The sequence below is a fragment of the Massilia sp. CCM 8734 genome (genome assembly GCF_011682155.1).
Lineage (GTDB): Bacteria > Pseudomonadota > Gammaproteobacteria > Burkholderiales > Burkholderiaceae_D > Telluria_A > Telluria_A rubra.
This window is the reverse complement of the sequence record NZ_WHJI01000047.1, coordinates 15730-41640: the sequence shown is the minus strand read 5'-3', so window position 1 is coordinate 41640 and position 25911 is coordinate 15730. Positions and strand designations below refer to the sequence as shown.

At 64.3% G+C, this 25911-nt stretch carries 22 protein-coding genes; 8 read left to right on the top strand and 14 right to left on the bottom strand.

All coding sequences use genetic code 11. The features are described from left to right. Positions 1-28: 28 nt before the first annotated feature. The 9 genes from F2P46_RS30265 to queA all read right to left on the bottom strand — a co-directional run bounded on the left by F2P46_RS30265 (position 29) and on the right by queA (position 11296). Entirely contained in the window at positions 29-2380 is a 2352-nt protein-coding gene (locus tag F2P46_RS30265) for an NdvB protein (protein WP_166897322.1), read from the bottom strand. Between the two features lie 21 nt (positions 2381-2401). Next, positions 2402-3760, bottom strand: a complete 1359-nt coding sequence (locus F2P46_RS30260) for an MFS transporter (protein WP_229509518.1) — start codon at positions 3758-3760, stop codon at positions 2402-2404. A gap of 325 nt (positions 3761-4085) precedes the next feature. Beyond that, positions 4086-4700 (bottom strand): glutathione S-transferase family protein, encoded by a 615-nt coding sequence (locus F2P46_RS30255; protein WP_166897320.1) that lies wholly within the window; start codon positions 4698-4700, stop codon positions 4086-4088. A gap of 62 nt (positions 4701-4762) precedes the next feature. Further along, positions 4763-5455, bottom strand: coding sequence for a YafY family protein (locus F2P46_RS30250; RefSeq protein WP_166897318.1), 693 nt, complete (start codon positions 5453-5455; stop codon positions 4763-4765). A 103-nt stretch (positions 5456-5558) separates the two neighbouring features. Beyond that, a complete protein-coding gene (gene secF / locus F2P46_RS30245; protein WP_166897315.1) occupies positions 5559-6578 on the bottom strand; it encodes a protein translocase subunit SecF in 1020 nt (339 codons plus the stop codon). A gap of 24 nt (positions 6579-6602) precedes the next feature. Continuing rightward, positions 6603-8489 carry a protein translocase subunit SecD gene (gene secD / locus F2P46_RS30240; protein ID WP_166897313.1) on the bottom strand — a complete coding sequence of 629 codons (1887 nt, stop codon included), beginning with the start codon at positions 8487-8489 and terminating at the stop codon, positions 6603-6605. Between the two features lie 55 nt (positions 8490-8544). Further along, positions 8545-8880 (bottom strand): preprotein translocase subunit YajC, encoded by a 336-nt coding sequence (yajC, locus tag F2P46_RS30235; RefSeq protein ID WP_166897310.1) that lies wholly within the window; start codon positions 8878-8880, stop codon positions 8545-8547. Between the two features lie 241 nt (positions 8881-9121). Continuing rightward, positions 9122-10261, bottom strand: coding sequence for a tRNA guanosine(34) transglycosylase Tgt (gene tgt, locus F2P46_RS30230; protein WP_166897307.1), 1140 nt, complete (start codon positions 10259-10261; stop codon positions 9122-9124). A 12-nt stretch (positions 10262-10273) separates the two neighbouring features. Further along, positions 10274-11296, bottom strand: a complete 1023-nt coding sequence (queA, locus tag F2P46_RS30225) for a tRNA preQ1(34) S-adenosylmethionine ribosyltransferase-isomerase QueA (protein WP_166897304.1) — start codon at positions 11294-11296, stop codon at positions 10274-10276. A gap of 104 nt (positions 11297-11400) precedes the next feature. On the opposite strand from queA, the gene recG reads away from it, so the two are divergent. Continuing rightward, complete coding sequence (recG, locus tag F2P46_RS30220; protein ID WP_166897301.1) at positions 11401-13452, top strand: ATP-dependent DNA helicase RecG; 2052 nt, start codon at positions 11401-11403, stop codon at positions 13450-13452. A 170-nt stretch (positions 13453-13622) separates the two neighbouring features. Here recG and F2P46_RS30215 read toward each other — a convergent pair whose 3' ends face one another. The 3 genes from F2P46_RS30215 to pyrC are packed head-to-tail and all read right to left on the bottom strand — an operon-like array spanning position 13623 to position 16460. Next, the gene (locus F2P46_RS30215) at positions 13623-14606 is read right to left on the bottom strand and encodes a Gfo/Idh/MocA family protein (protein ID WP_166897298.1); all 984 of its coding nucleotides are present in this window, start codon (positions 14604-14606) and stop codon (positions 13623-13625) included. Positions 14607-14615: 9 nt separating this feature from the next. Then, entirely contained in the window at positions 14616-15407 is a 792-nt protein-coding gene (locus F2P46_RS30210; RefSeq protein ID WP_166897295.1) for a DUF3025 domain-containing protein, read from the bottom strand. Between the two features lie 3 nt (positions 15408-15410). Continuing rightward, positions 15411-16460: a dihydroorotase gene (gene pyrC, locus F2P46_RS30205; protein WP_166897292.1), complete on the bottom strand. Its 1050-nt coding sequence runs from the start codon at positions 16458-16460 to the stop codon at positions 15411-15413. A gap of 155 nt (positions 16461-16615) precedes the next feature. Between pyrC and F2P46_RS30200 the strand changes: the two genes are divergently transcribed. Together F2P46_RS30200 and F2P46_RS30195 are read left to right on the top strand one after the other, a co-directional pair. Next, entirely contained in the window at positions 16616-16891 is a 276-nt protein-coding gene (locus F2P46_RS30200; protein ID WP_229509517.1) for a YlcI/YnfO family protein, read from the top strand. Next, positions 16888-17187, top strand: coding sequence for a type II toxin-antitoxin system RelE/ParE family toxin (locus F2P46_RS30195; RefSeq protein ID WP_166897289.1), 300 nt, complete (start codon positions 16888-16890; stop codon positions 17185-17187). Before F2P46_RS30200 ends, F2P46_RS30195 begins: the two co-directional genes overlap by 4 nt. Before the next feature lie 17 nt (positions 17188-17204). Here F2P46_RS30195 and F2P46_RS30190 read toward each other — a convergent pair whose 3' ends face one another. After that, complete coding sequence (locus F2P46_RS30190) at positions 17205-17930, bottom strand: amino acid ABC transporter ATP-binding protein (RefSeq protein ID WP_166897287.1); 726 nt, start codon at positions 17928-17930, stop codon at positions 17205-17207. Positions 17931-18136: 206 nt separating this feature from the next. On the opposite strand from F2P46_RS30190, the gene F2P46_RS30185 reads away from it, so the two are divergent. From F2P46_RS30185 to F2P46_RS30175, 3 genes are all read left to right on the top strand, one after another. Next, positions 18137-19396, top strand: coding sequence for a dicarboxylate/amino acid:cation symporter (locus F2P46_RS30185; protein WP_166897284.1), 1260 nt, complete (start codon positions 18137-18139; stop codon positions 19394-19396). Between the two features lie 125 nt (positions 19397-19521). After that, a complete protein-coding gene (locus F2P46_RS30180) occupies positions 19522-20829 on the top strand; it encodes an amidohydrolase family protein (protein ID WP_166897281.1) in 1308 nt (435 codons plus the stop codon). Between the two features lie 21 nt (positions 20830-20850). Beyond that, positions 20851-21936 (top strand): type II asparaginase, encoded by a 1086-nt coding sequence (locus tag F2P46_RS30175; protein ID WP_166897278.1) that lies wholly within the window; start codon positions 20851-20853, stop codon positions 21934-21936. Positions 21937-21970: 34 nt separating this feature from the next. Here the strand turns inward: F2P46_RS30175 and F2P46_RS30170 are convergent, their stop codons facing one another. After that, positions 21971-23809 carry an ABC transporter ATP-binding protein/permease gene (locus F2P46_RS30170; RefSeq protein WP_166897275.1) on the bottom strand — a complete coding sequence of 613 codons (1839 nt, stop codon included), beginning with the start codon at positions 23807-23809 and terminating at the stop codon, positions 21971-21973. 62 nt (positions 23810-23871) lie between these two features. On the opposite strand from F2P46_RS30170, the gene F2P46_RS30165 reads away from it, so the two are divergent. Both F2P46_RS30165 and F2P46_RS30160 read left to right on the top strand, forming a co-directional pair. Beyond that, positions 23872-24333: an acyl-CoA thioesterase gene (locus F2P46_RS30165; RefSeq protein WP_166897272.1), complete on the top strand. Its 462-nt coding sequence runs from the start codon at positions 23872-23874 to the stop codon at positions 24331-24333. Further along, a complete protein-coding gene (locus tag F2P46_RS30160; RefSeq protein ID WP_166897269.1) occupies positions 24334-25899 on the top strand; it encodes an alkaline phosphatase D family protein in 1566 nt (521 codons plus the stop codon). It begins immediately after the preceding gene. The last annotated feature ends 12 nt before the right edge of the window (positions 25900-25911 follow it).

Below are 25911 nucleotides of genomic sequence, written 5' to 3'. Positions count from 1 at the left end.
TACCCGCCTGCGCGGGTACGACGGACGTCTACGGCACGAATACATCGAGCCGGTAGTGCGCCCCCGCCACGATGCCCGTCATGCGCGCCTGCGGCAAGAACTTTCCCTCATGCCTGACCATCACGCTGTTCACATCGGCGCGCTCGATATGCACCTGGAAGCGCGCCCCGCGAAACTCGCGCTCCACATCCATGCGCTGCCAGGCGGCCGGCATCTGCGGGTTGATCGTCAAGCCGTCCGCATCGCCCCGCAAGCCGCACAAGCCCTCGACGATGCAGCGGTACATCCATGACACGGTCCCGGTATTGAACAACTGGCTCGACCTGCCCGCCGTCCTCGGATACTCACGGTGCGCACCCCGGTAGTAATTGGGAATGAACACCGGCAGCTGCCCGCGCCGCAGGTAGTCGGCGTGATCCGGCCCCGGAATCATCTGGCGCAGCAGCATGTGCGCGCGCTCGGTCTCGCCGATGCTGTACAAACTGAAAATGTAGAAAATCGCCGCGTGGTTGTACACCGCGCCATTTTCCGCCGAGCCGGGATGCTTCTGCGTCACGCGTCCGACGTCGTCGCGCATGGCGCTGTATGGCGGCGCGAACATGGTCACGCCGTAGGGCGAATACAGCTGGCGCTCGACTTCGGCCAGCATGCGCGCGGTCTGCGCGCCGTCCGCCGCCCCGCCCAGGATAGCCCACGCCTGCGGATTGAGGTAGATGCGCCCTTCGGCATCCGTGCTCACGCCGAACTTCACGCCGTCATCCGTGATGCCGCGCGCGAACCAGGCGCCATCCCACAGATGCGCGTTGGCCGCCGCATTCATGGCCGCCGCGCCATCGCGAAAGTGCCGCGCCCGCGCAGCGTCCCCGCGCTGTTCGCACACGCCAGCCCACAGCGTGAGCGCATACGCCGCCGCCACCGTCAGCCAGCCGGACACGCCGCGGCCCTTGTAGCCGACCATGTTCATCGGATCGCACCAGTCGCCCTGGGCGATGAACGACAGCCCCCGATGGTCGCGTTCGGCCAGCAGCCAGTCCATGGCGCGGCCGACGCGCGCGAACGCGCTTTCGCTGCGGCCCTGCGCATCGACCACCGCTTCATCGAGCATGGCCATGTCGGCCGTCTCGTCGAGGTAAGCCTGCAGGCATACCGGCAGCCACACGCAATGATCGGTGTGCGGCACCTGGTTGATGTATTTGAGCTGCGCGCCGGCCGCCAGCAAGATCCCGTCGGGCATGGCGCCGGACGCTTCCTGCTGGCTGAGCGCATGCAAAAAGGCCGCGCGCATCACGGACGGGCGCACGAAGCTCATGCCCATATTGTCCTGCAGGTAGTTGCGCGTTTGCGGATCGGTAGTGAGGCGATTCACGTCGCCATGGTAGAACACCTGGCGCGGCAGCCAGTGGTTGACGAAGTTGTCAAACTCCTTGTCGGGCGTGGAGATGCGTACGCAACCGCGTCCGCCGGCCACGTAGGCCTCGGCCTGTGCGGCGGCCCGCGCGAAGCCGTCTTCGCTCAGCCAGGCCCTGCGCAGGGCCGCGATCCCGGCGTCGTCGAACGCGGGGCCGAACAGGAAGCGCTGGCCGCTGGACGCACCGGCGTCGAGCGCCAGCCGGTACTGCACCACCGCCGCCGGCGTCTCGTAGCGCGCATCGCCACAGGCCAGCGCCGCACCTTGCAGGGCCGACGGATTGTGCAGGCCGCCCTCCCCTTCAAAGGCGGCCTGGTTGGCCTCCCACGAATCGGGTGCCTGCTCGCACAGGAAGAAGGTCTTGTCTTTCAAGTCCTTGTTCTTGAAGTAGTCGGCCACTTTCTGATACGGCGTGACGCTGCTGGCGACGATGCCGCCGAGGTCGGCGCGGTACTCGGCCGACTGGTTCATCCACGACATGTACCCGATCGGGAAGTACGGCGTGACGCTGATCCGGCGCGGGCGGCCGGACAAATTGGTCACGCGCAGCGACCACAGTTCGACCACCTCGTCCGGCGGCAGGCAAAGGCGCAGCTCGATGCCGATGCCCAGGTGCTCGATGCGCCAGGCCAGGTCGCTCTGGCCGACCGAGAAGGCAAAGCGGTCGACCGGCGCGCGTACCGGCTCGTAGGGCGCCGAGAACAGCTCGCCCGTGTCTTCATCCTTCACATAAAAGAAGCGCCCCGGATGGTGCGCAAAATAGGCCTGTTCCGGCTGCATGAAGGACGTCGCTTCCATGTTCGGCGCGTGCGCGTATTTGGCCGGTTCGGGCTGCATGAACTGGGCCACCGCGTAGCCGCGGCAGGTCACCTGGATCATCATCTTGCGGTTCCACAGGAAGCCGGCGGCATGCGGCATCGCGGTCGGGCTGCTCAATTCGTAGCGGGCGCCGTCGTCGGTGGGGCGTAACATAAAACGTCTCCAGAAATGGCGTTACAGCGGCGCCTTGCGCGCCGACAGGTCGGCCTGGACCTGGCGCAGTTTGGCGCTGTCAAGGTTATAGAAAAACATGACCGCCACCGCGAGCAGGGCGAACATGGCGGGAATGATGGACATCAGCCAGACGATGCCGGCCTGCGAGCCGCTCGACTGCGCCGCGTTGGGCACGTAGCCGAGCTTTGTGAAGACCGTGCCGATGACGGCCACCGCCAGCGCGGTGCCGAGTTTTTGCGAGAACGTGGCGGCGGCGAAGGTCATCGCGGTGGCGCGGCGGCCGTTGCGCCACTCGTTGTAGTCGGCGCTGTCGGCGTACATCGAGAACGCCAGCGGCGACTTCGGTCCCAGCACCAGGCCGAGGGCGATCTGGAGCGCGTACATGGCCGTGATCTGTTCGGGGCCGACGAAGAAAAACGCCGCCGACAGCAGCGCGGTGAGCGACATCAGCACCATCATCAGGGTCTTCTTGTCGACCAGGCGCGTCAGCACGGGCGTGAGCGCGGCGCCGGCGGCGGCCGCCGCCATGTAGGCCGGCAGGAAGGATGCCAGCAGGTCCGGCCGGCCCACCACATACTTGAAGTAATAGGCGGCCGTGGTGGTGCGCAGGGTGATCGACACCATGATGATCAGCGCCAGGAAGAACAGCACCATCCACGGATGGTTGCCGGCCAGGTCGCCAATGTCGTCGCGCACGCGGGTCTGCTGGCGCGGCGGCGGCGCGATGCGTTCGCGCGTGTTGTAAAAGGTGGCCGCGAACAGCAGCGACGCAAGCACGCCCCACACCAGCATGGCCAATTGCCAGCCGCGCCGGGTCGCGTCGATTCCTTCCCCGCCGCCCAGGAAGAGCACCATGGCGGGCGTGGCGGCGGTGACCAGCAGGCTGCCGGCGAAGGCGAAGATAAAGCGCAGGCCGTTGATGGTGGAGCGTTCCTGCGGCTCGGCCGACATCACGCCGGACAAGGCGTTGTAGGGGATGTTGATGCAGGTGTAGCAGACCATCATGAGCAGATAGGTGCCGTAGGCCCAGGCCAGCTTGCCGCTCTGGTCGAGGTCCGGGGTGGTGTAGGTGAGCACGCCGGCGCCGGCCAGCGGCAGCGCCATCCAGACCAGGTAGGGGCGGAACTTGCCGAAGCGGGTGCTGGTGCGGTCGGCCACGGCGCCGATCAGCGGATCGGTGAAGGCGTTGACGATCTTAACGACGAACATCATCGACGCGGCAGCGGCGGCGGAAATGCCGTACACGTCCGTGTAGAACATCATCAGGAAGGTCGCGATATTGGCCCAATAAAAATTGAAGCCCATATCGGCGAGGCCATAACTGATTTTTTCACGCCACGGCAGCGGTGTTGCAATCAACGGGGGCTCTCCTCGGCGGACGCCAATGTTAGCGCTAACATCAGATGCCTCGAGTATGCCTATCCCGTCCACGCGTGTCAATCAAGAAAACCCGGGGTCAGAGCTTTAACTTGAAACATTTCTAATTAATGCTCTGACCCCGGTTGTAGGCGCAGTCGCGGGTTTTGCAGATTTATCCGACTTCGCTGTTTTTCCATAGCCTGATCTGGCAGGTAGTGGCGTAACCGGGGTCCTAGCTTCGTAACCGGGGTCAGAGCTTTAACTTGAAACATTTCTAATTAATGCTCTGACCCCGGTTGTAGGCGCAGTCGCGGGGTGTGCAGGTTTATGCGGGGCCGCTGTTTTTCCAGAGGTCGAGCTGGCGCAGGCGGTCGAACCAGCGCATCAGGTTGGCGAAGTCGCCCAGCGGCAGCTTGGCCCGTTCCAGATACATCAGCGGCGTCACGACGCCGATATCAGCCAGGCTGAGCGCGTCGCCCACCAGCCAGTCGCGCTGCGCCAGATGGCCGTCGAGCACGGCGCCGAGCTGGCGCAGTTCGCCTTCGGCGCGTGCTACCGTGGCCGGGTCGGCCTCGCCCATGCCGATCATGGCCTTCCATATGTGTTCGAACGACAGGATGCTGATCGTCTCGGCAAAATGCTGGCTGCCCCAGAACAGCCAGCGGTTCACATCGGCCCGCACCCGCGCATCCTGCGGATAGAGTTGCTGGCCGGGGGTGAGGTCGCACAGGTATTGCATGATCGCGCACGATTCCGACAGCAGGAAGTCGCCGTCCTCGAGCACCGGCACTTTGCCATTGGCGTCGATTTCGCGCAGGCGCGCGCGCTCGCTGTCGCTCCCCAGGTCGACATTGACGATGTCCAGCGGCAGGCCAAGCTGCTCGGCGACCATCAGGACGCGGCGGCCGTTTGATGAAAGATGGCTGTGGTACAGGCGCATGGCGCAGCTCCGTGAAAAGTTGTTGGAGCGGCCATGATAGGGGTGCTGTGCGTCAGTTTCTGTCAGGAGTCGTCGGCAAGGCATAACTCTTCGCGCCAGCGCTTGAGCAAGTCGCGCCGGTGCACCGGATAGCGCTCGCCGCTGGCCACGGCGGTGGCGATGCGGTCGATCCGGAAGTGGCGGTTGGCGCCGCGCAGTTCGCACCAGGCGGCCAGCACGCGCGCGCCTTCGAAAAACGCCAGCGCAAACGGCCACACGGTGCGCTCGCTCGGCACTCCCGCGGCGTCGCGGTAGCCGATGCGCAGCTTGTGCTGGTCGCGGATCGCTTCGCGCGCGGGCCGCACGAACACGGTTGTTTCAAGCGCGCCGGGACCGACCGGCACCCACAGGCTGGTCTCGGCGATGCAGTCGCGCAGGTCCTTCGGGGTGGCCATGGCGATCTTGGCCAGCGCGTTCGAGGCCGCTTCGGCCAGCGCATCGTCGCCCTGGCGCCGCACCCAGCGCGCACCGAGCACCAGCGCTTCGAGTTCGTCGGTCGAGAACATCAGCGGCGGCAAAAACAGCCCGGCGCGCATCATGAAGCCGACGCCCGCTTCGCCTTCGACCGGGGCGCCCAGTTCGCACAAGGTCTGGATGTCGCGGTAGATGGTGCGTTCGGACACGCCGAGGCGCTCGGCCAGCACGGCGGCGGTGACGGGACGGCGGTGCCCGCGCAGGGCGTCGAGCAACAGGAACAGGCGGTTGGTGCGGCTCATGGCGGCGGGAGGTAGTCAGGCATCATGGGTCGGCAGACGGCAGGTATGAAAAATGCCGCGCAGCGTGAGCCGGGCGGCATTGTCGAAGCAGGCGAAAAGGCGCTTAAACGACGGCGCCGTCGGTTTCGTCCTTTTCCTTGATCGGCTTGATCAGGTCTTCACGTTTCACGCCCAGCCACATGGCAATGGCGGCGGCCACGAACACCGACGAGTAGATACCGAACAAAATACCGATGGTCAGCGCCACGGCGAAGTAGTGCAAGGTCGCGCCGCCCAACAGCAGCATCGACAGCACCATCATCTGGGTACAGCCGTGGGTGATGATGGTACGCGAGATGGTGCTGGTAATCGCATTGTCGATGACTTCTTCGACGCTGGCCTTGCGCTGCTTGCGGAAGTTTTCGCGGATCCGGTCGAAAATAACCACCGATTCGTTGACCGAGTAACCGAGCACCGCCAGCACGCCGGCCAGCACCGCCAGCGAGAACTCCCACTGGAAGAAGGCGAAGAAGCCGAGGATGATGACCACGTCGTGCAAGTTGGCGATGATGGCCGAGACGGCGTACTTCCACTCGAAGCGAATCGCCAGGTAGATCACCACGAACAGCACCACCATGAGCAGGGCGCTCACGCCGTTGTGGGCCAGTTCGTCGCCCACCTGCGGGCCGACGAATTCGACCTTCCGGAGACTGAGCACGTCGGCGCCGCTTGGGGAATGGCAGACATCCTTGGCCACGCTCTGGCCCTTGACCACGGTGTCGATGCGGGTGACGGCGCCGCCTTCGGATGCGCACAGCGCGGCGAACACCTTCTGCGAACCGGTCGAGCCGGTCACCGTCTCGATGATCGGCAGGCGCAGCATGACGTCCTGCGCGGTGCCGAAGCTGGACACTTCAGGCTGCTCGTAACCGAGCTTGATCAGGTCCGTGCGGATCTTCTCCTGGTTGGCGGCGGCCGGGTACTTGAGCTCCATCACGGTGCCGCCCTTGAATTCGACCGACAGGTGCAGGCCCCTGGAGAACAGGAAGAACACGGCTGCCACGAAGGTCAGCGCCGACACCACGTTGAAAATCAACGCATGGCGCATGAAGGGAATATCTTTCTTGATGCGGAAAAATTCCATCTTGAGTCCTGTTGTAGTAAGTGCTTATGATTTCGTGACCGACAGGCCAGGAGTCCAGACGGTACCGATCGAGACTTTGTTCAGCTTTTTCTTGCGGCCGTACCAGAGGTTGACCACGCCGCGCGAGACGAACACGGACGAGAACATCGAGGTCAGGATACCCAGGCAGTGGACCACGGCGAAACCGCGCACCGGACCGGAACCGAACACCAGCAAGGCGATACCGACGATCAGGGTGGTCACGTTGGAGTCCAGGATGGTGGCCCAGGCGCGGTCGAAACCGGCGGCGATCGCCTTCTGCGGCGATTCGCCGGCGCGCAGCTCTTCGCGGATACGTTCGTTAATGAGCACGTTGGCGTCAATCGCCATGCCCAGCGCCAGCGCGATGGCGGCGATGCCCGGCAGGGTCAGGGTGACCTGCATCCACGACAGCAGCGCCAGCAGGAACAGCAGGTTCGAGGCCAGCGCGACGACGCTGAAGGCGCCGAACATGTGGTAGTAGATGATCATGAAAATGGCGATCGCGGCGAAGCCGTACACGGTCGAGTACAGGCCTTTGGTGATGTTCTCGGCGCCCAGTTGCGGGCCGATGACCCTTTCTTCGATGATTTCCATCGGCGCCGACAAAGCGCCCGAGCGCAGCAGCAGCGCCAGTTCGTTGGCTTTTTGCGGGGTGCCCATGCCGGTGATCTGGAAGCGGCTGCCCAGTTCACTGTTGATGACCGGCGCCGACAGCACGTTGTACTTGCCTTTTTCCTTGAGCAGGATGGCCATGCGCTTGCCGATGCGTTCGCGCGTGGCGATGCGCATCTTGCTGCCGCCGTTGCCGTTCAGGTCCAGGCTCACCGCCGGCTGGTTGTTCTGGTCCATGGTGCCGATGGCGCTGGAGATGTATTCGCCGGTCAGGATGATGTCTTTCAACAGCACGATCGGCTGGCCGCGTTCATCGGTGAACAGTTCGGAAGAGAGCGGGATATTGGCAGCCGATTCCATGCCCGGCACCACGGTGTCGTCGACCATGCGCATTTCCAGGGTGGCGGTGCGGCCGATGATGTCCTTGGCGCGCGCCACGTCCTGCACGCCGGGCAGTTGCACCACGATGCGGTCGCGTCCCTGCTGCTGGATGATCGGCTCGGACACGCCCAGTTCATTGACCCGCTTCGACAGGGTCAGGATGTTTTGCTTGACGCCTTCTTCGATGGTGCGCTGCAGCGCTTCCGGCTTGAGCGCGACGATCAGTTTCAGGCCGTTGGCGTCGGAGGCGTCGGTCAACAGCAGGTCGGCCGACTCCGCGCCGATGATCGAGCGTGCCTTGGCGCGCCTGGCGGCATCGTCAAAACGCACTTCGATGGTCTGGCCGACGCGGGTGATGCCGCTATGGCGCGCCTCGTCCTTGTTGTCCTTGCTGACCAGCTGGCTGCGCACGCTCTGCTGGATGCCCGCGATCTTGGTTTCGGTGGTCGCGGCCACGTCCACCTGCATCAGGAAGTGGACGCCGCCGCGCAAGTCCAGGCCCAGGTTCATCGGCAGCGCGCGCAGCGCCTGCATCCATTGCGGGGTGTTCTTCACCAGGTTGACGGTGACGATGTAATCCGGTTCGGCAGGGTTGCGGTTCAGGGCGCGTTCGAGCGCCAGCTTGGCCTTGAACTGGGCATCGGTGGTGGCGAAGCGCGCACGCACGGACGTGCTGTTTTCATTCCCGTCCAGGGTCACGCCATCGTGCGCGATGCCGGCCGCCTTGAGGGCTGCTTCGACCTGTTCGCTCGTCGAGTTGGTGATCTTGAGGATCGAACTGCCGGTCGTCACCTGCAGCGCAGGCGATTCGACGAAGTAGTTGGGCGCCGTGTACAAGGCACCCAGCAACAGCGCAATGACGATGAGAATGTATTTCCAGACGGGATAGCGATTCATAGTGTTCCAGCGTTCAATGTTGAGCAGTCAGGCGGCGCGTGGCCGCGCGTCGGGCTTACAGGGACTTCAGCGTGTCTTTCGGCAGCAGCGTGGTGATCGAACTTTTCTGCACAACGATATGGGTATTGTTGGCGATCTCGATGGTGACGTAGCTCTCGTTGACCTTGACGACTTTGCCGAGGATGCCGCCGGCGGTGACGACTTCATCGCCCTTGGACAGGGCGTCCATCATCGATTTCTGCTCTTTGGCGCGTTTTTGCTGGGGGCGGATCATCAGGAAATACATGACCACGAACATCAGGATCAGGGGCAGGAAGGTGCTCATGTTACCCATCAAACTGGTATCGGCGGCAGCGGGAGCAGCTTGCGCATAGGCGTTGGAAATAAACACGGGAGACTCCGATATTGAGGTTAGTTTCGTTAAAAAATCAGCGCTGTATTCTAGCACCGCATACTCGCGGCAAGCCAATTAGGCCTATGTGGCTGCCAACTTCATTTTTGCAAGCGGGTGAAAGTTATTTAATTTTCAACAATCCCCGGCCGCGTTTCTGATCTTCTACAATCAGTGGCGCCGTTTTTGCCCATCATCCTCGTCATTCCCGCGCAGGCGGGAATGACGGTTTTGCAACAAATCAGACACCGCGGGCGCGGCCGGCGTTGAATTCGAGGCGGAAGGCGTGGAAACGGTCGGCGTCGATCGCGTCGCGCATTTCGCTCATCAGCTTGAGGTAGTAGTGCAGGTTGTGGATCGTGTTCAGGCGCGCCCCCAGGATCTCTTTCGAGCGGTGCAGGTGATGTAAATACGCGCGCGAGAAGTTCTTGCAGCAGTAGCAGTCGCAGCTCTCGTCGAGCGGCCCCTGGTCGTCCTTGTAGCGCGCGTTCTTGATCTTCACATCCCCGAAACGCGTAAACAGCCAGCCATTGCGCGCATTCCGGGTCGGCATGACGCAGTCGAACATGTCGATCCCGTTGGCCACGCCGGCCACCAGGTCTTCCGGCGTGCCGACGCCCATCAGATAGTGCGGCTTGTTGGCCGGCAGACGCGGGCCGACGTGTTCCAGCATGCGCATCATGTCTTCCTTCGGCTCGCCCACCGACAGGCCGCCAATCGCAATGCCCGGGAAGTTGATCTCTTCGAGCCCCGCCAGCGACTCGTCGCGCAGGTTTTCGAACATGCCGCCCTGGACGATGCCGAACAGCGCGTTGGGATTTTCACCCTGCGTGAATTCGTTCATCGAGCGCTGGGCCCAGCGCAGCGACATGCGCATCGATTGCGCCGCTTCCACCGAGGTGGCCGGACGGCCGTCGATTTCGTACGGGGTGCATTCGTCGAACTGCATGACGATGTCGGAGTTGAGCGCGCGCTGGATCTGCATCGAGATCTCGGGCGACAAAAACAGCTTGCTGCCGTCGATGGGCGACGAGAACTTGACGCCCTCCTCGGTGATCTTGCGCATCGCGCCGAGCGAAAACACCTGGAAGCCGCCGGAGTCGGTCAGGATCGGCTTGTCCCAGCCCATGAAGCCGTGCAGGCCGCCGAATTTGTTGAGTACTTCGGTGCCCGGGCGCAGCCACAGGTGGAAGGTGTTCCCCAAAATGATTTGCGAGCCGACCTCCTTGAGTTCGACCGGCGACATCGCCTTGACCGAGCCGTAGGTCCCGACCGGCATGAAGATCGGGGTGTCGATGACGCCGTGATTGAGCGTGAGGCGGCCGCGCCGCGCGTGCGACAGGCCGCTGGTGTCGGTCTTGAGAAGTTGGAAGTCGAGCATAGGATGTGGGATCTACTTGTTGTCGGTCGTGAGCAGCATGGCGTCGCCATAGCTGAAGAAGCGGTACTCGCTGGCGATGGCGTGCGCATAGGCGGCGCGGATGGCGTCATACCCGGCAAAGGCCGACACCAGCATCAGCAGGGTCGACTTGGGCAGGTGGAAGTTGGTGATCAGGCGCGTCACCGTCTTAAAGGTGTAGCCGGGCGTGATGAACAGGGCCGTGTCGGCGCTGCCGGCCACCAGTTGGCCCGACTGCGACGCCGATTCGAGCGCGCGCAGGCTGGTGGTGCCGACAGCGACGATGTCGCGCCCGGCCGCTTTGGCGGCGCGCACGGCGTCCACGGTTTCCTGCGGCACGGTGTACCACTCGGTGTGCATCTTGTGCTCGGCCAGCGCTTCGACCCGTACCGGCTGGAAGGTGCCGGCGCCCACGTGCAGGGTCACGTAGGCGAAATTGACGCCCTTCGCGCTCAACGCGGCCAGCAGCGCTTCGTCGAAGTGCAAGCCGGCCGTCGGCGCGGCCACCGCACCCGGCTCGCGCGAGTACACGGTCTGGTAGCGCGTTTCGTCGAATTCGTCGGCGTCGTGTTCAATATAGGGCGGCAGCGGCAGGCGCCCGTGCGCTTCGATCAGTTCGAACACGTCGTCATCGAACACGAGGGTGAAGAATTCGCCGGCGCGCTCGCCCGCGGTGACGTTGAAGGCGTCGGCCAGGCGGATCCGGTTGCCGGGCTTGGGCGACTTGGAGGCGCGCACCTGGGCCAGCACGGTGCGGCTGTCGAGGATGCGCTCGACCAGCACCTCGACGTTGCCGCCGGTTTCCTTGACGCCGAAAAAGCGCGCCTTGAGCACGCGCGTGTCGTTCATCACCAAGAGGTCGCCGGGGGCGAGCAGGTCGACGATGTCGGCGAACTGGCGGTCGACCAGGGCCGTCCCGTCCAGGTGCAACAGGCGGGAGGCGCTGCGGTTTGGCAGCGGCGTTTGCGCGATGCGCTCGGCGGGCAGGTCGAAATCGAAGTCGGAGAGCGAGTACATTCTGCTAATTTTGTAAAAATATGGGTCAAGAGCCGTACAATAAGGGCTCACGCGTGCAGGGCAACCCTCTATTTTACCCCCTTACGCACTGAAGTTGCTTCAATATGCCGCCGACCAAACCGAAAACACCACCGAAAACCAACGAAAGCAAGCTCGCCAAGCTGGGCCTGCACACCGACATGGACCTGGTGCTGCACCTGCCCATGCGCTACGAGGACGAAACCGTCGTGGTGTCGATCCGCGAAGCGTGCCTGCGCGGCGGCCATGTGTCGCAGGTCGAGGGCATCGTGACGAAAAACGAGATCAGCTTCCGTCCAAGGCGCCAGCTGCTCGTCACCATCGCCGACGAGAGCGGCGACCTGCTGCTGCGCTTCATGAATTTTTACGGCAGCCAGGTCAAGCAACTGGCCGAGGGCACGCGCGTGCGCGCCCGGGCGGAACTCAAGCATGGTTTCTTCGGGGCCGAGATGGTGCATCCATCGTACAAGGTGATTAACGAAGGCGCGCCGCTGCCGACCGTGCTCACGCCCGTGTATCCGTCCGGCGAAGGCTTGTCGCAGGCGATCTTGCGGCGCGCGATCGCCGACGCGATGAAGCGCATCGACTGGCGCGACACGTTGCCGGCGGCCCTGCGCGAAGAAATGAACCTGACCGATTTCGAGCCGTCGGTGCGCCTGCTGCACTATCCGCCGCAGGAAATCGACGCCCATTCGCTGGTCGAGCGCTCGCACCCGGCCTGGATCCGCATGAAGTTCGACGAACTGCTGGCGCAGCAGCTCTCGCTCAAACGCGCGCAGCGGGCGCGCCGGGTCAAGGGTGCGCCGGTACTGAAGGCCGTCGGCGCGCTGTCGGAGGCGTTCCTGGGGCAGCTGCCGTTCAAGCTGACCGGCGCGCAGCAGCGCGTGCTCAAGGAAATCCGCGCCGACCTGAAAAACGGCTATCCGATGCAGCGCCTGCTGCAGGGGGACGTCGGCAGCGGCAAGACGGTGGTGGCGGCGCTGGCCGCCGCGCAAGCCATCGACAGCGGCTACCAGGCGGCCCTGATGGCGCCGACCGAAATTTTGGCCGACCAGCACTTCCGCAAGATCGCCGGCTGGATGGAGCCGCTCGGGGTGAAGGTGGCGTGGCTGACCGGCAGCCTGAAAAAGAAGGACAAGCTGGCCGCCACCGCCATGGTGGAGTCGGGCGAGGCGCAGCTGGTGATCGGCACGCACGCGCTGATCCAGGACACGGTGCAGTTTGCGAAACTGGGGCTGGTGATCGTCGACGAGCAGCACCGTTTCGGCGTGGGGCAGCGCCTGACCCTGCGCAACAAGGGCAGCAACGGCAAGACGCCGCACCAGTTGATGATGTCGGCCACGCCGATTCCACGCACCCTGGCGATGACCTATTACGCCGACCTGGAAGTGTCGATCATCGATGAACTGCCGCCGGGGCGCAGCCCGATCGTGACGCGCGCGATCGACCAGAACCGGCGCGACGAAGTCATCGAGCGGGTACACGCGGCGGCGCTGGAGGGGCGCCAGATTTACTGGGTTTGTCCCTTGATCGAGGAGTCGGAGGCGCTGCAGTTGCAGACCGCCACCGATACGCACGCGATGCTGGCCGAGGCCCTGCCCGACTTGCAGGTGGGGCTGGTGCACGGGCGCCTCAAAGCGGCCGAGAAGCAGGAGGTGATGGATGCGTTCACCGCGAACGAGGTGCAGGTGCTGGTGGCCACCACCGTGATCGAGGTGGGCGTCGATGTGCCGAATGCATCGCTGATGGTGATCGAGCACGCGGAGCGCTTCGGCTTGTCGCAGCTGCACCAGTTGCGGGGACGGGTGGGACGCGGCTCGGCCGCCAGCGTGTGCTTGCTGCTGTATCAAAGCCCGCTGGGCCCGATCGCCAAGCAGCGCTTGATGACCATGCGCGAGACCACCGATGGATTCGAGATTGCGCGCAGGGACCTGGAGATTCGCGGGCCGGGCGAGTTTTTAGGGGCGCGCCAGTCGGGCCAGGCGATGCTCAGGTTCGCCGACCTGGAGACCGACCAGTGGCTGGTGGAACAGGCGCGCGACGTGGCGCACAACCTGATTCACGAGGCGGTCGATGATGTGGTGGAGGCGCATCTGGCGAGATGGCTGGGTGGGAAAGAGGAGTTTTTGAAGGTGTAAGGCTGATGCCGCCAAACCCAACCGCTACACTCCAAACCGTCGTCTTCGGCATTGCCGTAGACGACTTCCCGCAGAGGCGGGAACCCAAGTTAGTCGCTCAGTCGACGACTACGGAGCGAACTTGGGTTCCCGCCTTCGCGGGAACACGGGGTGGTGGCCGGAACGAAGGGTTAGCGGTCCGCCGGATAGCGCAATCCGATCTGGCCGCGCATCGTATCGAGCACGCCCATCAGATGCAGCGTCTCGTCGAGCGGCATGCCGGGGCTCTCCAGCAATCCCTCCTTCAGGCAGCGCCCCACTTCCATCGCCTCGTGCACATAGCCGTTGCCCAGGTACGGGGTGTCAATCGTGCGCGCGCCGTCCGCCGTGCTCACGGTCACCGACTGCGCCCGGTGGAACATGGTGTTCATCCGTACCTGCCCCAGGCTGCCGGACACGGTCAGCTCCGCCGGCGTCTTGGCCCTGAGCGAGCAACTGCACACCGACATGCCGCCACCTTCGTGCCGCATGGTGAAGCCGGTCTGGATATCGACCCCGGTCTCGCCCATCAACGCCATGGCCTGCACCTCGGCCACGGGCCCCAGCAGCGCGGCCGCAATCGAGAGCGGATAAATGCCCAAATCGAGCAGCCCGCCGCCGCCCAGCGCCGGATCATTCAGGCGATGCAGCGGGTCCTGCGTGCCCGCGAAACCAAAATCGGCCGTCACCTGGTGCACCGTGCCGATCTCGCCGGAGGCGATGATGCGCCGCACTTCGGCCAGCGCCGGCATGAAGCGCGTCCACATCGCCTCCATCAGGAACAGCTTCTTCTCGCGCGCCAGCGCCACGATGTGTTCCGCTTCGCCCAAGTTCATGGTGAAGGGTTTTTCGCACAGCACGCCCTTGCCGCCATTGAGAGCCATGACGGCATTGTCGACGTGCATCGGGTGCGGGGTGCCGATGTAGACCACATCGATGTCCGCCGCATCGGCCAGCGCCTGGTACGAGCCGTAGCTGGCAAGCGCGCCAAATTCGGCGCCGAAGGCTTGCGCACTTTCCAGGCTGCGCGACGCCACGCCGGCCAGCAGCGCGCCCGGCGTGTCGCGCAAAGCCGTCGCAAATGCGCGCGCGATCTTGCCCGTGCCCAGAATTCCCCAACGTACCGCTTCAGTCATGTGTTCTCCTCAAACGGCCCGCTTGGGCCGAAATACCGTGGTGTCGGCGTAAAACGCGTGGTCCTGCCCTTCCCACCAACCGGGCACGCCAAGCACCGGCAAGGGAGTAAAGCAGGCAGTGCTCAATCCTTGGTCCGCCAGTTCGGCGGCGACCCTGCCGTCGATCCAGGCGCGCCGTTGGTCGTGCGACAGCGCGAAGTACTCGTCGCCGGCCACCACCACGCGCGTGTGCGCGGTGATCGCCTTGCGCGGCGCGACCAATTTTTCCATCAGCGCGTGGCCGAACAGCCAGACTTCGGCGTCCGGCCCAAATGCGCCACGCTGTTCGTATAGTGCCTCAATCCAGCCGTGCGCGCGCAGGGCGGCCACCAGGCGCTCGCCCTCGCCGCCGGCCCGCACCACCAGCAGCGCCGAGTTTTCGTCGAAAATGGTGGCGCCGTCGCGCGCCGCGCCACGCGACTTGCCCACCCCGGCCAGCGCGATCTGCGCCGCCTGCAGGGCGTTCAATTGCTGCTTGATGCGCGGGAAGGTCAGCCACACAAGGCCATTGAAGAAGTCGTGCAGGTTCTCGCGCGTGGGCACGCAGCCGGTGGCGCCAATGAATTCTTCGTAGGCGCGCCCGTCCGGCAAGTGATCTTGCGGCACGAAGCGCAGCGGCAGGCCGCGCTGGTTGACCAGCGCCAGCGGCGCGGCAGCCGCGTTCAGGGCCTCGGCCACGCTCGTCATCCCGCCACCTAGCCGCGCAAACGCGGGGCGCACTGCGTCGTACCACGGGCGCGCCCAGTCGATCTGCGACAGCATCGCTTACAGCAGCTTCCAGTTAATCTGTTCGCCGGCGTTGAGCGGCGCCAGGGTGGAGTCGGCCATCGGCACGGTGTGCGGCAGGGTCCAGGCTTCGCGCTTGAGCGTCACCTGTTCGGTGTTGCGCGGCAGGTCGTAGAAATCCGGGCCGTGGAAGCTGGCGAAGGCTTCGAGCTTGTCGAGCGCACCGGCGCGTTCGAACGCTTCGGTGTACATCTCCATCGCGTGCAGCGCTGTATAGCAGCCGGCGCAGCCGCACGAGGTCTCCTTGGCGCCCACCGCGTGCGGGGCCGAATCGGTGCCCAGGAAAAAGCGCTCGTCGCCGCTGGTGGCCGCCGTCATCAAGGCCAGGCGGTGTTCTTCGCGCTTGAGCACCGGCAGGCAGTAGTAATGCGGTCGAATGCCGCCCTTGAAGATCTCGTTGCGGTTGTACAGCAGGTGGTGCGCGGTGATGGTGGCGGCGATCGGGCCGTCGGCTTCGGCCACGTACTGCGCCGCGTCCTTGGTGGTGATGTGCTCGAAGACGATTTTCAGCTCGGGCATGTCGCGCCGCAGCGGGCGCATGACGCGTTCGATGAAGACTGCCTCGCGGTCGAACAGGTCGATCTCCTGGTCGGTCACTTCGCCGTGCACCAGAAATGGCATGCCGACTTCCTGCATCACTTCGAGCGTCTTGTAGCAGCGCGCCAGGTCGGTCACGCCGGCGTCGGAATTGGTGGTGGCGCCGGCCGGGTAAAGCTTGACGGCGTGGACAAAGCCGCTGTCCTGGGCGCGCCGGATTTCGTCCGGGTCGGTGTTGTCGGTCAGGTAGAGCGTCATCAGCGGCTCGAAGCGCATGCCGGCCGGCAGCGCGGCCAGGATGCGCTCGCGGTAAGCCTGGGCCATGGCGGTGGTGGTGACCGGGGGTTTGAGGTTGGGCATGACGATGGCGCGCGCGAACTGGCGTGCGCTGTGCGGCAGCACGCTGGCCAGGGCGGCGCCGTCGCGCAGGTGGAGGTGCCAGTCGTCGGGGCGGGTGATGGTCAGGCTCTGGGGGGTATCGATGGTGGACATGGCGGCTTTCGGAGAACGGATGCGGTATTTTAACCTCCGAAGGCGACCAATCGCTCGTGATTCCTCCAAGAAACATGGCGCACGTTTGAACCTGCTGCTTGCATTCGCCTCGGGAGCTTGAGATACTGCGTTGCAAATGCAACGCATGGAGCCCGATGATGAAAACTGCCAACTTCCCCTCTCTACGAGTCGCACCCGAATTGCGCGAAGCAGCCGAAAGCGTACTGGAAAGCGGCGAATCCCTGTCCAGCTTTGTCGCGCAATCGGTGACACTGCAGATTCGGCAGCGCCGCGCGCAACGCGACTTTATCGAACGCGGTCTCGCCTCGCGCGACGCGGCACTGCAAAACGGCGAGTATTACAGTGCCGACGACGTCCTGCGCGACCTTGATGAAGTCATTGCCGACGCCGAGGCCCGGGCGGTCAAATGAGTTTTCGCGTCAGGTATACAAAAGAGGCTCGGGCCGACTTGCGCCGCCTGTATGCCTATCTGGCCGCCAAGGACATTGGCGCGGCCAGGCGGGCGCGTACGATCATTGCCAAAGCCATGACGCTACTGGAGGAATTTCCCTTCACCTGCAGAAAAGCAGCTGCCGACTCGCCCCGTCTCAGGGAGTTGCTCATTGATTTTGGCGGCGCCGGGTATGTCGCCTTGTTCGAGATCGAAGACGCACACACCGTCACTATTCTCGCGGTGCGGCACCAGCGGGAAGACGACTTCCTGTAATCGCAGGCGCACCGGCGTCAGTGAATGATCCGGGCCAAAAACTCGCGCGCCCGCTCGGAGCGCGGCGCCGTGAAGAATTCCTGGGTCGGGCTGTCTTCAACGATGCGGCCATGGTCCATGAACAAAATGCGCCCGGCGACCTTGCGCGCAAAGCCCATTTCGTGGGTGACGACCATCATGGTCATGCCTTCCTGCGCCAGCCCGACCATCACGTCGAGCACTTCGTTGATCATTTCCGGGTCGAGCGCGGAGGTGGGCTCGTCGAACAGCATGGCGATCGGGTCCATCGACAGGGCGCGTGCGATCGCCACGCGCTGCTGCTGCCCGCCCGATAGCTGGCTGGGGTATTTATCCTGCTGCGCCAGGAGGCCCACCCGGTCCAGGTACTGCAAACCCTTGGCGGCGGCTTCTTCCAGGCTGCGCCCGAGCACCCGGGTCTGGCCGAGCGTCAGGTTGTCGCGTACCGACAGGTGCGGGAACAGCTCGAAATTCTGGAACACCATGCCGATGCGCGCGCGCAGGGCCGACAGGTCGGTCTTTTTGTCGCCCACCGAGACGCCGTCGACCCGTACTTCGCCCTGCTGAAACGGTTCGAGCCCGTTGACGGTCTTGATCAGGGTCGACTTGCCGGAGCCGGACGGGCCGCAGATAACCACCACGTCGCCCTTGCCCACCTCGGTCGTGCAGTCGGCCAGCACCTGGAACTGGCCATACCACTTACTGACATTTTTTAGTTCGATCATGTTGTTTTTCGTCTGTTCTGATAGAGAAGGTGCGAGCTTGACAGCACCTGCGACCCCTAGGATACTGCGGAACTTGCCAAGAAAATCATCACATAACTGGCTGGTTCGCTCACAAAATACCGCTATTTTGCCCGAGAATGCAGGGAAACCGGCTTTCCGCTGTCCCTGACGCCACCGAATCGACCCAAATACAGGACGCACAGCCCATGAACCAGAAAAACCGCCTCACCCTCTACATCCTTCTGGCCCTCGTGCTCGGGGTGGTGCTCGGATATGCCATCAATGTCAGCGCGCCGAACCCGGCCGCCTTCGCCGAATACATGTCGCTGATAACCACGCTATTCCTGCGCCTGATTAAAATGATCATCGCGCCGCTGGTGTTTTCGACCCTGGTGGTCGGCATCGCCAAGATGGGCGACGCCAAGGAAGTCGGCCGCATCGGCGCCAAGGCGCTGGGCTGGTTCGTGATCGCCTCGGTCATGTCGCTCTCGCTCGGCCTGATCCTGGTCAACCTGTTCCGCCCCGGCGACGCCATGGTGGCTCACCTGCCGCCGGCCGGCGCGGTGTCGGGCATCGTCACCAGCAGCCTGACGCTGAAGGAATTCGTCACCCACCTGGTGCCGTCGTCCATCGTGGACGGCATGGCCAAGAACGAAATCCTGCAGATCGTGATCTTCTCGCTGTTCTTCGGCACCGCCGCCGCAGCGGTCGGCGCGCGCGCCAATCCGATGATCGAAGCCATCGACGGCGTTGCCCACGTCATGCTCAAGGTGACCGGCTATGTGATGAACCTGGCCCCGATCGCGGTGCTGGCGGCGGTTTCGGGCATCATCGCCAAGAGCGGCATCGGCATCTTGTCGACCTACGGTATTTTCATGGGCGAGTTCTACATCGCCATCGGCGTGTTGTGGGTGGCGCTGACGATCGCCGGCTTCCTGTTCCTGGGACCGCGCGTGTTTGCGCTGCTGCGCGAAGTGCGCGAGCCGACCATCCTGGCGTTTTCCACCGCGTCGTCGGAAGCGGCTTTTCCGAAGACCCTGGAAGGCCTGGAGCGCTTCGGTGTGCGCAACCGTATCGCCGCGTTCGTGCTGCCGATCGGTTATTCGTTCAACCTCGATGGCTCGATGATGTACTGTACCTTCGCCACCGTATTCATCGCCCAGGCCTACGGCATCGAGATGTCGCTGTCGACCCAGCTGACCATGATGCTGGTGCTGATGCTGACCTCCAAGGGCATGGCCGGCGTGCCGCGCGCATCGCTGGTGGTGATCGCCGCCACCCTGGGCCAGTTCAATATTCCCGAAGCAGGCCTGCTGCTGTTGCTCGGGATCGACCACTTCCTCGACATGGCGCGTTCGGCCACCAACGTGATCGGCAATGCCATCGCCACGGCGGTCGTGGCCAAGTGGGAGGGTGAATTGAGCGACCCTGGCACGGTCGAACCGGCCACCTCGCCGCTTAAGTAAGCCACCAGCGCTCACAGGGCGGGAAAGCACAGCTTTTCCGCCCTTCGCTTTTGGGCCTTGGCCGCACTTCTGCACATTTAGTTCATGTATGCTCTTTTGCCATCATTCTTCTCGGGAGACCCGCAATGCTCAAGCTGTCCGCCATCGGTATTTTGCTCGCTTGCGGTAGTGCGCAAGCCGCCACCCAGACCGTCGATTGCGGACGCCTGCTCGATGTGAAGACCGGCGCCTGGCGCGAGAAGGTAAGCATCGTCGTCGAAGACGGCGCCATCAAGTCGGTCGGGCCGATGAGCCCAGCCGCGAACGCGGACGCTAACCCGACAGCGGGCCACATCAACCTGTCGGCCCACTCCTGCCTGCCCGGCCTGATCGACATGCACGTGCACCTGACCGGCGAAACCCAGAAGCAGGCCGACGCCCTGCGCGACGCCATCAGCCTGAACCCGGCCGACCATGCCTACCGCTCCGTCATCTTTGCCGAGCGCACCCTCAAAGCCGGTTTTACCACGGTGCGCGACCTGGGCGCGAGCGATGGCCTGAACGTCTCGCTCAAGCGCGCCATTGCGGCCGGCAGCATTCCCGGCCCGCGCATGTTCACGTCGGGGAAATCGATCGCGACCACCGGCGGGCACGCCGATCCGAGCAATAATTTTTCGCAGCGCTTGAGCCATGCGCTGGGCACGCCGGGACCGAACGAAGGCGTGGTCAATAGCGCCGAAGGCGCGCGCGAAGCGGTGCGCGCCCGCTACAAGGAAGGCGCGGACCTGATCAAGGTCACCGCCACCGGCGGCGTGTTGAGCCAGGCCCGCAACGGCCAGAACGCCCAGTACACCGAGGACGAACTGCGCGCCATCGTCAGCACCGCCAAAGATTACGGCTTCCGGGTCGCGGCACACGCACACGGCACCGAAGGCATCAAGCGCGCGCTGCGCGCCGGGATCGACTCGATCGAACACGGCACCATCATGGACGACGACACCATCGCCCTGTTCAAGAAGCACGGCGCCTGGTACGTGCCGACCATGTCGGCCGGCCGCTACGTGGCCGACAAGGCCAGGGACCCGGATTACTATTCGCCGCTGGTGCGCCCGAAAGCGGCCGCCATCGGCCCGCAGATCCAGGCCACTTTCGCGCGCGCCTACAAGGCCGGCGTGAAGATCGCCTTCGGCACCGACGCCGGCGTGTTCCCGCACGGCGAGAACGCGAAGGAGTTCGCCTACATGGTCGAAGCGGGCATGCCGCCGCTCGAAGCGATCCGCGCGGCCACCCTGAACGCCGCCGCCCTGCTCGACCAAAGTACCCGCCTCGGTTCCGTGGAAGCGGGCTACGCGGCCGACATCATCGCCGTTGCCGGCGACCCGCTGCGCGACATCGCGCTCCTGCAGCAGGTGCGCTTTGTGATGAAAGACGGCGTCGTCTACAAACAACCATAAACATCAATCCAAGGAGAACCCATGCTGTATCAAAAAACCACCCGATCGATGATCGCCCTGTTCGCCATGCTGGTGGCGGTGAGCAGTGCTGTGCAGGCTGAAAGCGCCGCGCCCAAGCTGGCCAACGTGACCATCCTGGCCACCGGCGGCACCATCGCCGGCACCGGCGCGAGCAGCACCACCACGGTCGGCTACACCGCCGCCACGGTGGGCGTGCAAAACCTGATCAAGGCGGTGCCGGAACTGTCGAAGGTGGCCAATGTCACCGGCGAGCAGGTGTTCCAGATCGCCAGCGAGAACATGAGCAACGAGCATTGGCTCACGCTGGCCAAGCGCGTCAATGTGCTGCTGGCGCAGAACAACGTCGATGGCGTCGTCATCACGCACGGCACCGACACGCTGGAAGAAACCGCGTACTTCCTCAACCTGGTGCTCAAGAGCCGCAAACCGGTGGTGCTGGTCGGGGCGATGCGTCCCTCGACGGCGCTGTCGGCCGACGGCCCGATCAACCTGTATAACTCGGTGATGCTGGCCGCCAGCCCGGAAGCGGTCGGCAAGGGCGTGCTGGTGGCGATGAACGACCAGATCCAGTCCGCGCGCGATGTCACCAAGGTCAATACCTCGACCCTGGACAGCTTCCGCACCAGCGAACTCGGCCTGCTCGGCTACATCCAGGGCAGCAAGCCTTTCTTCTATCGCCAGTCGGTGCGCAAGCACACGACCGAGACCGAGTTCGATATCGGCGCGCTGACGTCGCTGCCGCAGGTCGACATCGTGTACGGTTATGCGAACATGAATCCGGTGGCGCTGGACGCCTTCATGGCCGCGGGCGCGAAGGGCATCATCCACGCTGGCGTGGGCGACGGCAGCCTGGCCGGAAAAGTGGTGCCGTCGTTGAAAGCGGCGCGCGCCAAGGGCGCGATCATCGTGCGCGCCAGCCGCGTGGGACAGGGAATTTTGGCGCGCAACGGCGAAGCCAATGACGATCAGCTGGACTTCGTGGCCGCCGATACGCTCAATGCGCAAAAGGCGCGCATCCTCCTGATGCTGGCGCTGACCAAAACCAACAGCACCAAGGAAATCCAGCGCATGTTCTACACCTACTAACTGGTTCAAGGGTGGGCACGACGTCCCCACCCGCTTATTCCACGTCGAGCGGCGACTCCGCCTCTTCCTCTTCCTGCTTCGCCTGCTGCCGTTCCCACATCTGGGCGTACAAGCCGTTCGCTCCCAATAGCGCGTAATGCGTACCCCGTTCCACAATGCGTCCGTGATCGAGCACCAGGATCTGCTCGGCGTCGGCCACCGTCGACAGGCGGTGCGCAATGACCAGGGTGGTGCGGTTCTTTGCGATTTCCTTCAACTGCGCCTGGATCGCCTGTTCGGCCTTGGAGTCGAGGGCGGAGGTGGCTTCGTCAAAAATCAGGATGGCCGGGTCCTTGAGCAGGGTGCGCGCGATGGCCACGCGCTGCTTTTCGCCGCCCGACAGTTTCAGTCCCCGCTCGCCCACCATGGTGGCGTAACCGTCCGGCAGCGACTCGATGAAGTCGTGGATCGAGGCGGCGCGTGCGGCGGCGACGATGTCGTCCTTGCTCGCCCCCGGCTTGCCGTAGGCGATGTTGTATTCGATGGTGTCGTTGAACAGCACCGTATCCTGCGGCACGATGCCGATCGCCCGGCGCAGCGACTCCTGGGTGACGTTGCGCAGGTCCTGGCCGTCGATGGTAATCGCACCGCTGTTGACGTCATAAAAGCGGAACAACAGGCGCGACAAGGTCGACTTGCCGGAGCCGCTGTGGCCCACCACGGCGGTGGTGGTGCCGGCCGCAATCGTAAAATCGACGTCGAACAAAATCTGGCGCTTCGATTCGTAGCTGAAGTTCACGTTCGAGAACGCGACCTGGGCGCCGTGGGTGGCCAGCGCTTTGGCGTCGCCGCTGTCGGCCACTTCGCGGTTCTGGTCCAGCAGCGAGAACAGGCGTTCCATGTCGGCCAGGCTTTGCTTGATTTCGCGGTAGATCACGCCCAGGAAGTTGAGCGGAATGTAGAGCTGGATCATGAAGGAGTTCACCAGCACCAGGTCGCCCAGGGTCATCGTGCCGGCGATCACGCCTTCGGTCGCGCGCCACAGAATCAGGGTGACGGCGGTGGCGATGATCAGCGATTGCCCGGTGTTCAGGACCGACAGCGAGGTTTGCGACTTGACGCCCGCGTTCTCGTAGTTTTTCAAGCCTTCGTCGTAGCGCGCCGCTTCGTAGTCTTCGTTGCCGAAGTATTTGACGGTTTCGTAGTTGATCAGCGAGTCGATGGCCTTGGTGTTGGCCTTGGAATCGAGGTCGTTCATGGTGCGCCGGAAGTGGGTGCGCCAGTCGGTCACGATGACGGTAAAGGCGATGTAGGTCACCAGCGCCACGCCGGTAATCGCGCTGAACCAGATGTCGTAGTGGGTGACCAGGTAGCCCAGCACCAGCGTAATCTCGACCAGGGTCGGCAAGATGTTAAACAGCGTGTACGAGATGAGCGAGCTGACGCCGCGCGTGCCGCGCTCGATATCGCGCGTCATGCCGCCGGTCTGGCGGTTCAGGTGAAAGCGCAGCGACAGCGCGTGCAGGTGGCGGAACACGCGCAGCGCGATGGTGCGCACGGCGCGCTGGGTGACGCGCGCGAACAAAAATTCGCGCAGCTCCGTGAAGACCGTGGTCGACAGGCGCAGCAGGCCGTAGGCGACCAGCGCGCCGAGCGGCAGCACCAGCAGCGCCTTCGGGTTCGATGGATTGATGGTCAGCTGGTCGATCAGGTTTTTCATCACCAGCGGCACGCCGACGTTGGCCAGCTTGGCCGCGATCAGGCAGCCCAGCGCCGCCATGACGCGCCATTTGTATACCCACAGGTAGGGAATCAGGGTCTTCAAGGTGCCCCAGTCGCTGCGTGGCGGGGCGTTCGGATCGACGGGAGGCGGAGGGGAAGAATTACGGCGCATGGCGGAGCTCGGGGATTTGTGGTTCAATTCCGGTCGATTGTAGCCTTTCAAGAGATTTCACGATGACCACGCCAGAAAACGCTGTCCCTGCTCCTGCCTCTGTTTCCGCCCCCCGAGGACTCCCAGCCGGCAAAATGCCCGAGCTGCGGGTCATGCCCGCGCCGTCCGACGCTAACGTGTATGGCGATGTGTTCGGCGGCTGGATCATGGCGCAGGTCGATATCGCCGGCTCGCTGCCGGCCACCAGGCGCGCCAACGGGCGCGTGGCCACCGTCGCGGTGAACTCGTTCGTCTTCAAAAATCCGGTGTTCGTCGGCGATCTGCTGTCTTTTTATGCCGATATCACCAAGGTGGGGAATACCTCGATCACGGTTTACGTGGAAGTCTACGCCGAGCGTAACCGCCTGCAGGCCAACACCGTCAAGGTGACCGAGGCCACCTTGACCTATGTCGCCACGGGCGACGACCGCAAGCCGCGCAAGGTGCCGGCGCTCGATGAATTGATCTTCCCGCAAGACCGTTAAGTGGACGGCCCGCGCCGCCTCTTCCTTCAGTACGCGGCGCTGGCCGCCGGCGGCATTTCCCTGCCGGGTGCGCACGCGCGCGCGGCCGGCACAGATTATCCTTTCAGCCTGGGGGTGGCCTCCGGCTCTCCCCTGCCCGACTCGGTGGTGCTGTGGACGCGCATCCTGAACGATCCATTGAACGCCGCAGCCATGCCGCCGGTCGCCTTTTCGGTGCGCTGGGAAGTGGCGCACGACCAGGCGTTCACCCGCATCGCGGCCAGGGGCACGACCAGCGCGCTGCCCGCGCTGGCGCACAGCGTGCATGTGGACGTGCGCGGACTGGAACCGGCGCGCTGGTACTGGTACCGCTTCATGCTGGGCGACGCGGTCAGCCCGGCCGGACGCACGCGCACCGCCCCGGCGCCTGATTCCATGCCCGCCGCGCTCAAGCTGGCGGTGGCTTCATGCCAGCACTGGGAGTTCGGCAGCTACGCCGCGCACCGCCACATCGCCGCCGCCGCGCCCGACCTGGTGGCGTTTTTGGGCGACTATATATATGAGTGGGGGCCGTACCAGTTGGCGCACCCTGCTTCGGCCGTGCGCACGGCGGAATCGTTTTCGCTGGCCGAGTACCGCGCGCGCTACGCCCAGTACAAGAGCGACGCCGATTTGCAGGGTGCGCACCTGGCGGCGCCGTGGATCGTGACCTGGGACGACCACGAAGTGGCCAACGATTACGCGGGCGAGCGCGACGAACGGCTCGATGCCGGCTTTGCGCTGCGGCGCGCGGCGGCGTACCAGGCGTTTTATGAGCATATGCCGCTGCGGCTGGTGCTGGCGCGGCCGGGCGACTACGCCGGCATGCGCATGTACCAGCGCTACGACTGGGGGCGGCTGGCGCGCTTTCATGTGCTGGACGACCGCCAGTACCGCGCCACGCATGCTTGTGCGCCGGTGCGACGGGGCGGTTCGAGCTCGGTCACGCGCGCCTGCGCGGCGCTGCGCGACCCGGGCCGCTCGATGCTGGGGCACGCGCAGGAGGCATGGCTGGCCGAGGGGTTCAATTCGTCGAAGGCGCGCTGGAACCTGATCGCGCAGCAGACGCCGATGGCGCAATCGAGCCAGGTGCCGGTGCTCAAGACCGGCGACGGGCGCTTCTGGAATGATGGGTGGGATGGCTATCCGGTGGCGCGCCAGCGGCTGTTCGAGGCGCTGGGCAAGAGCGGCGCGGCCAATCCGGTGGTGCTGGCGGGCGATGTGCACACGTTTTATGCGTCGGACTTGCTGGGTGACTTTAACCGGCCGTCGTCCAAACGCAATCCGCTCATTGCGACCGAGTTTTGCGGGACCTCGGTGACGTCGGGCTCGCGGCCACAGGCGCGCACCTTGCAGTATCTGGAGATGAACCCGCATACCAAATACGGGCGCAGCGACAAGCGCGGGTTCATGCTGATGGATGTGACGCCTGAGAAGACCACGACGGTGTTCGTCGGGCTGGACGATGTGCGCAATGCGCAGTCGGGCAAGGCGACGCTGGCGAGCTTTGAAGTTGCCAACGGCAAAGCGGGAGCGCGCCAAATCTAGCGGCTCCCGCCC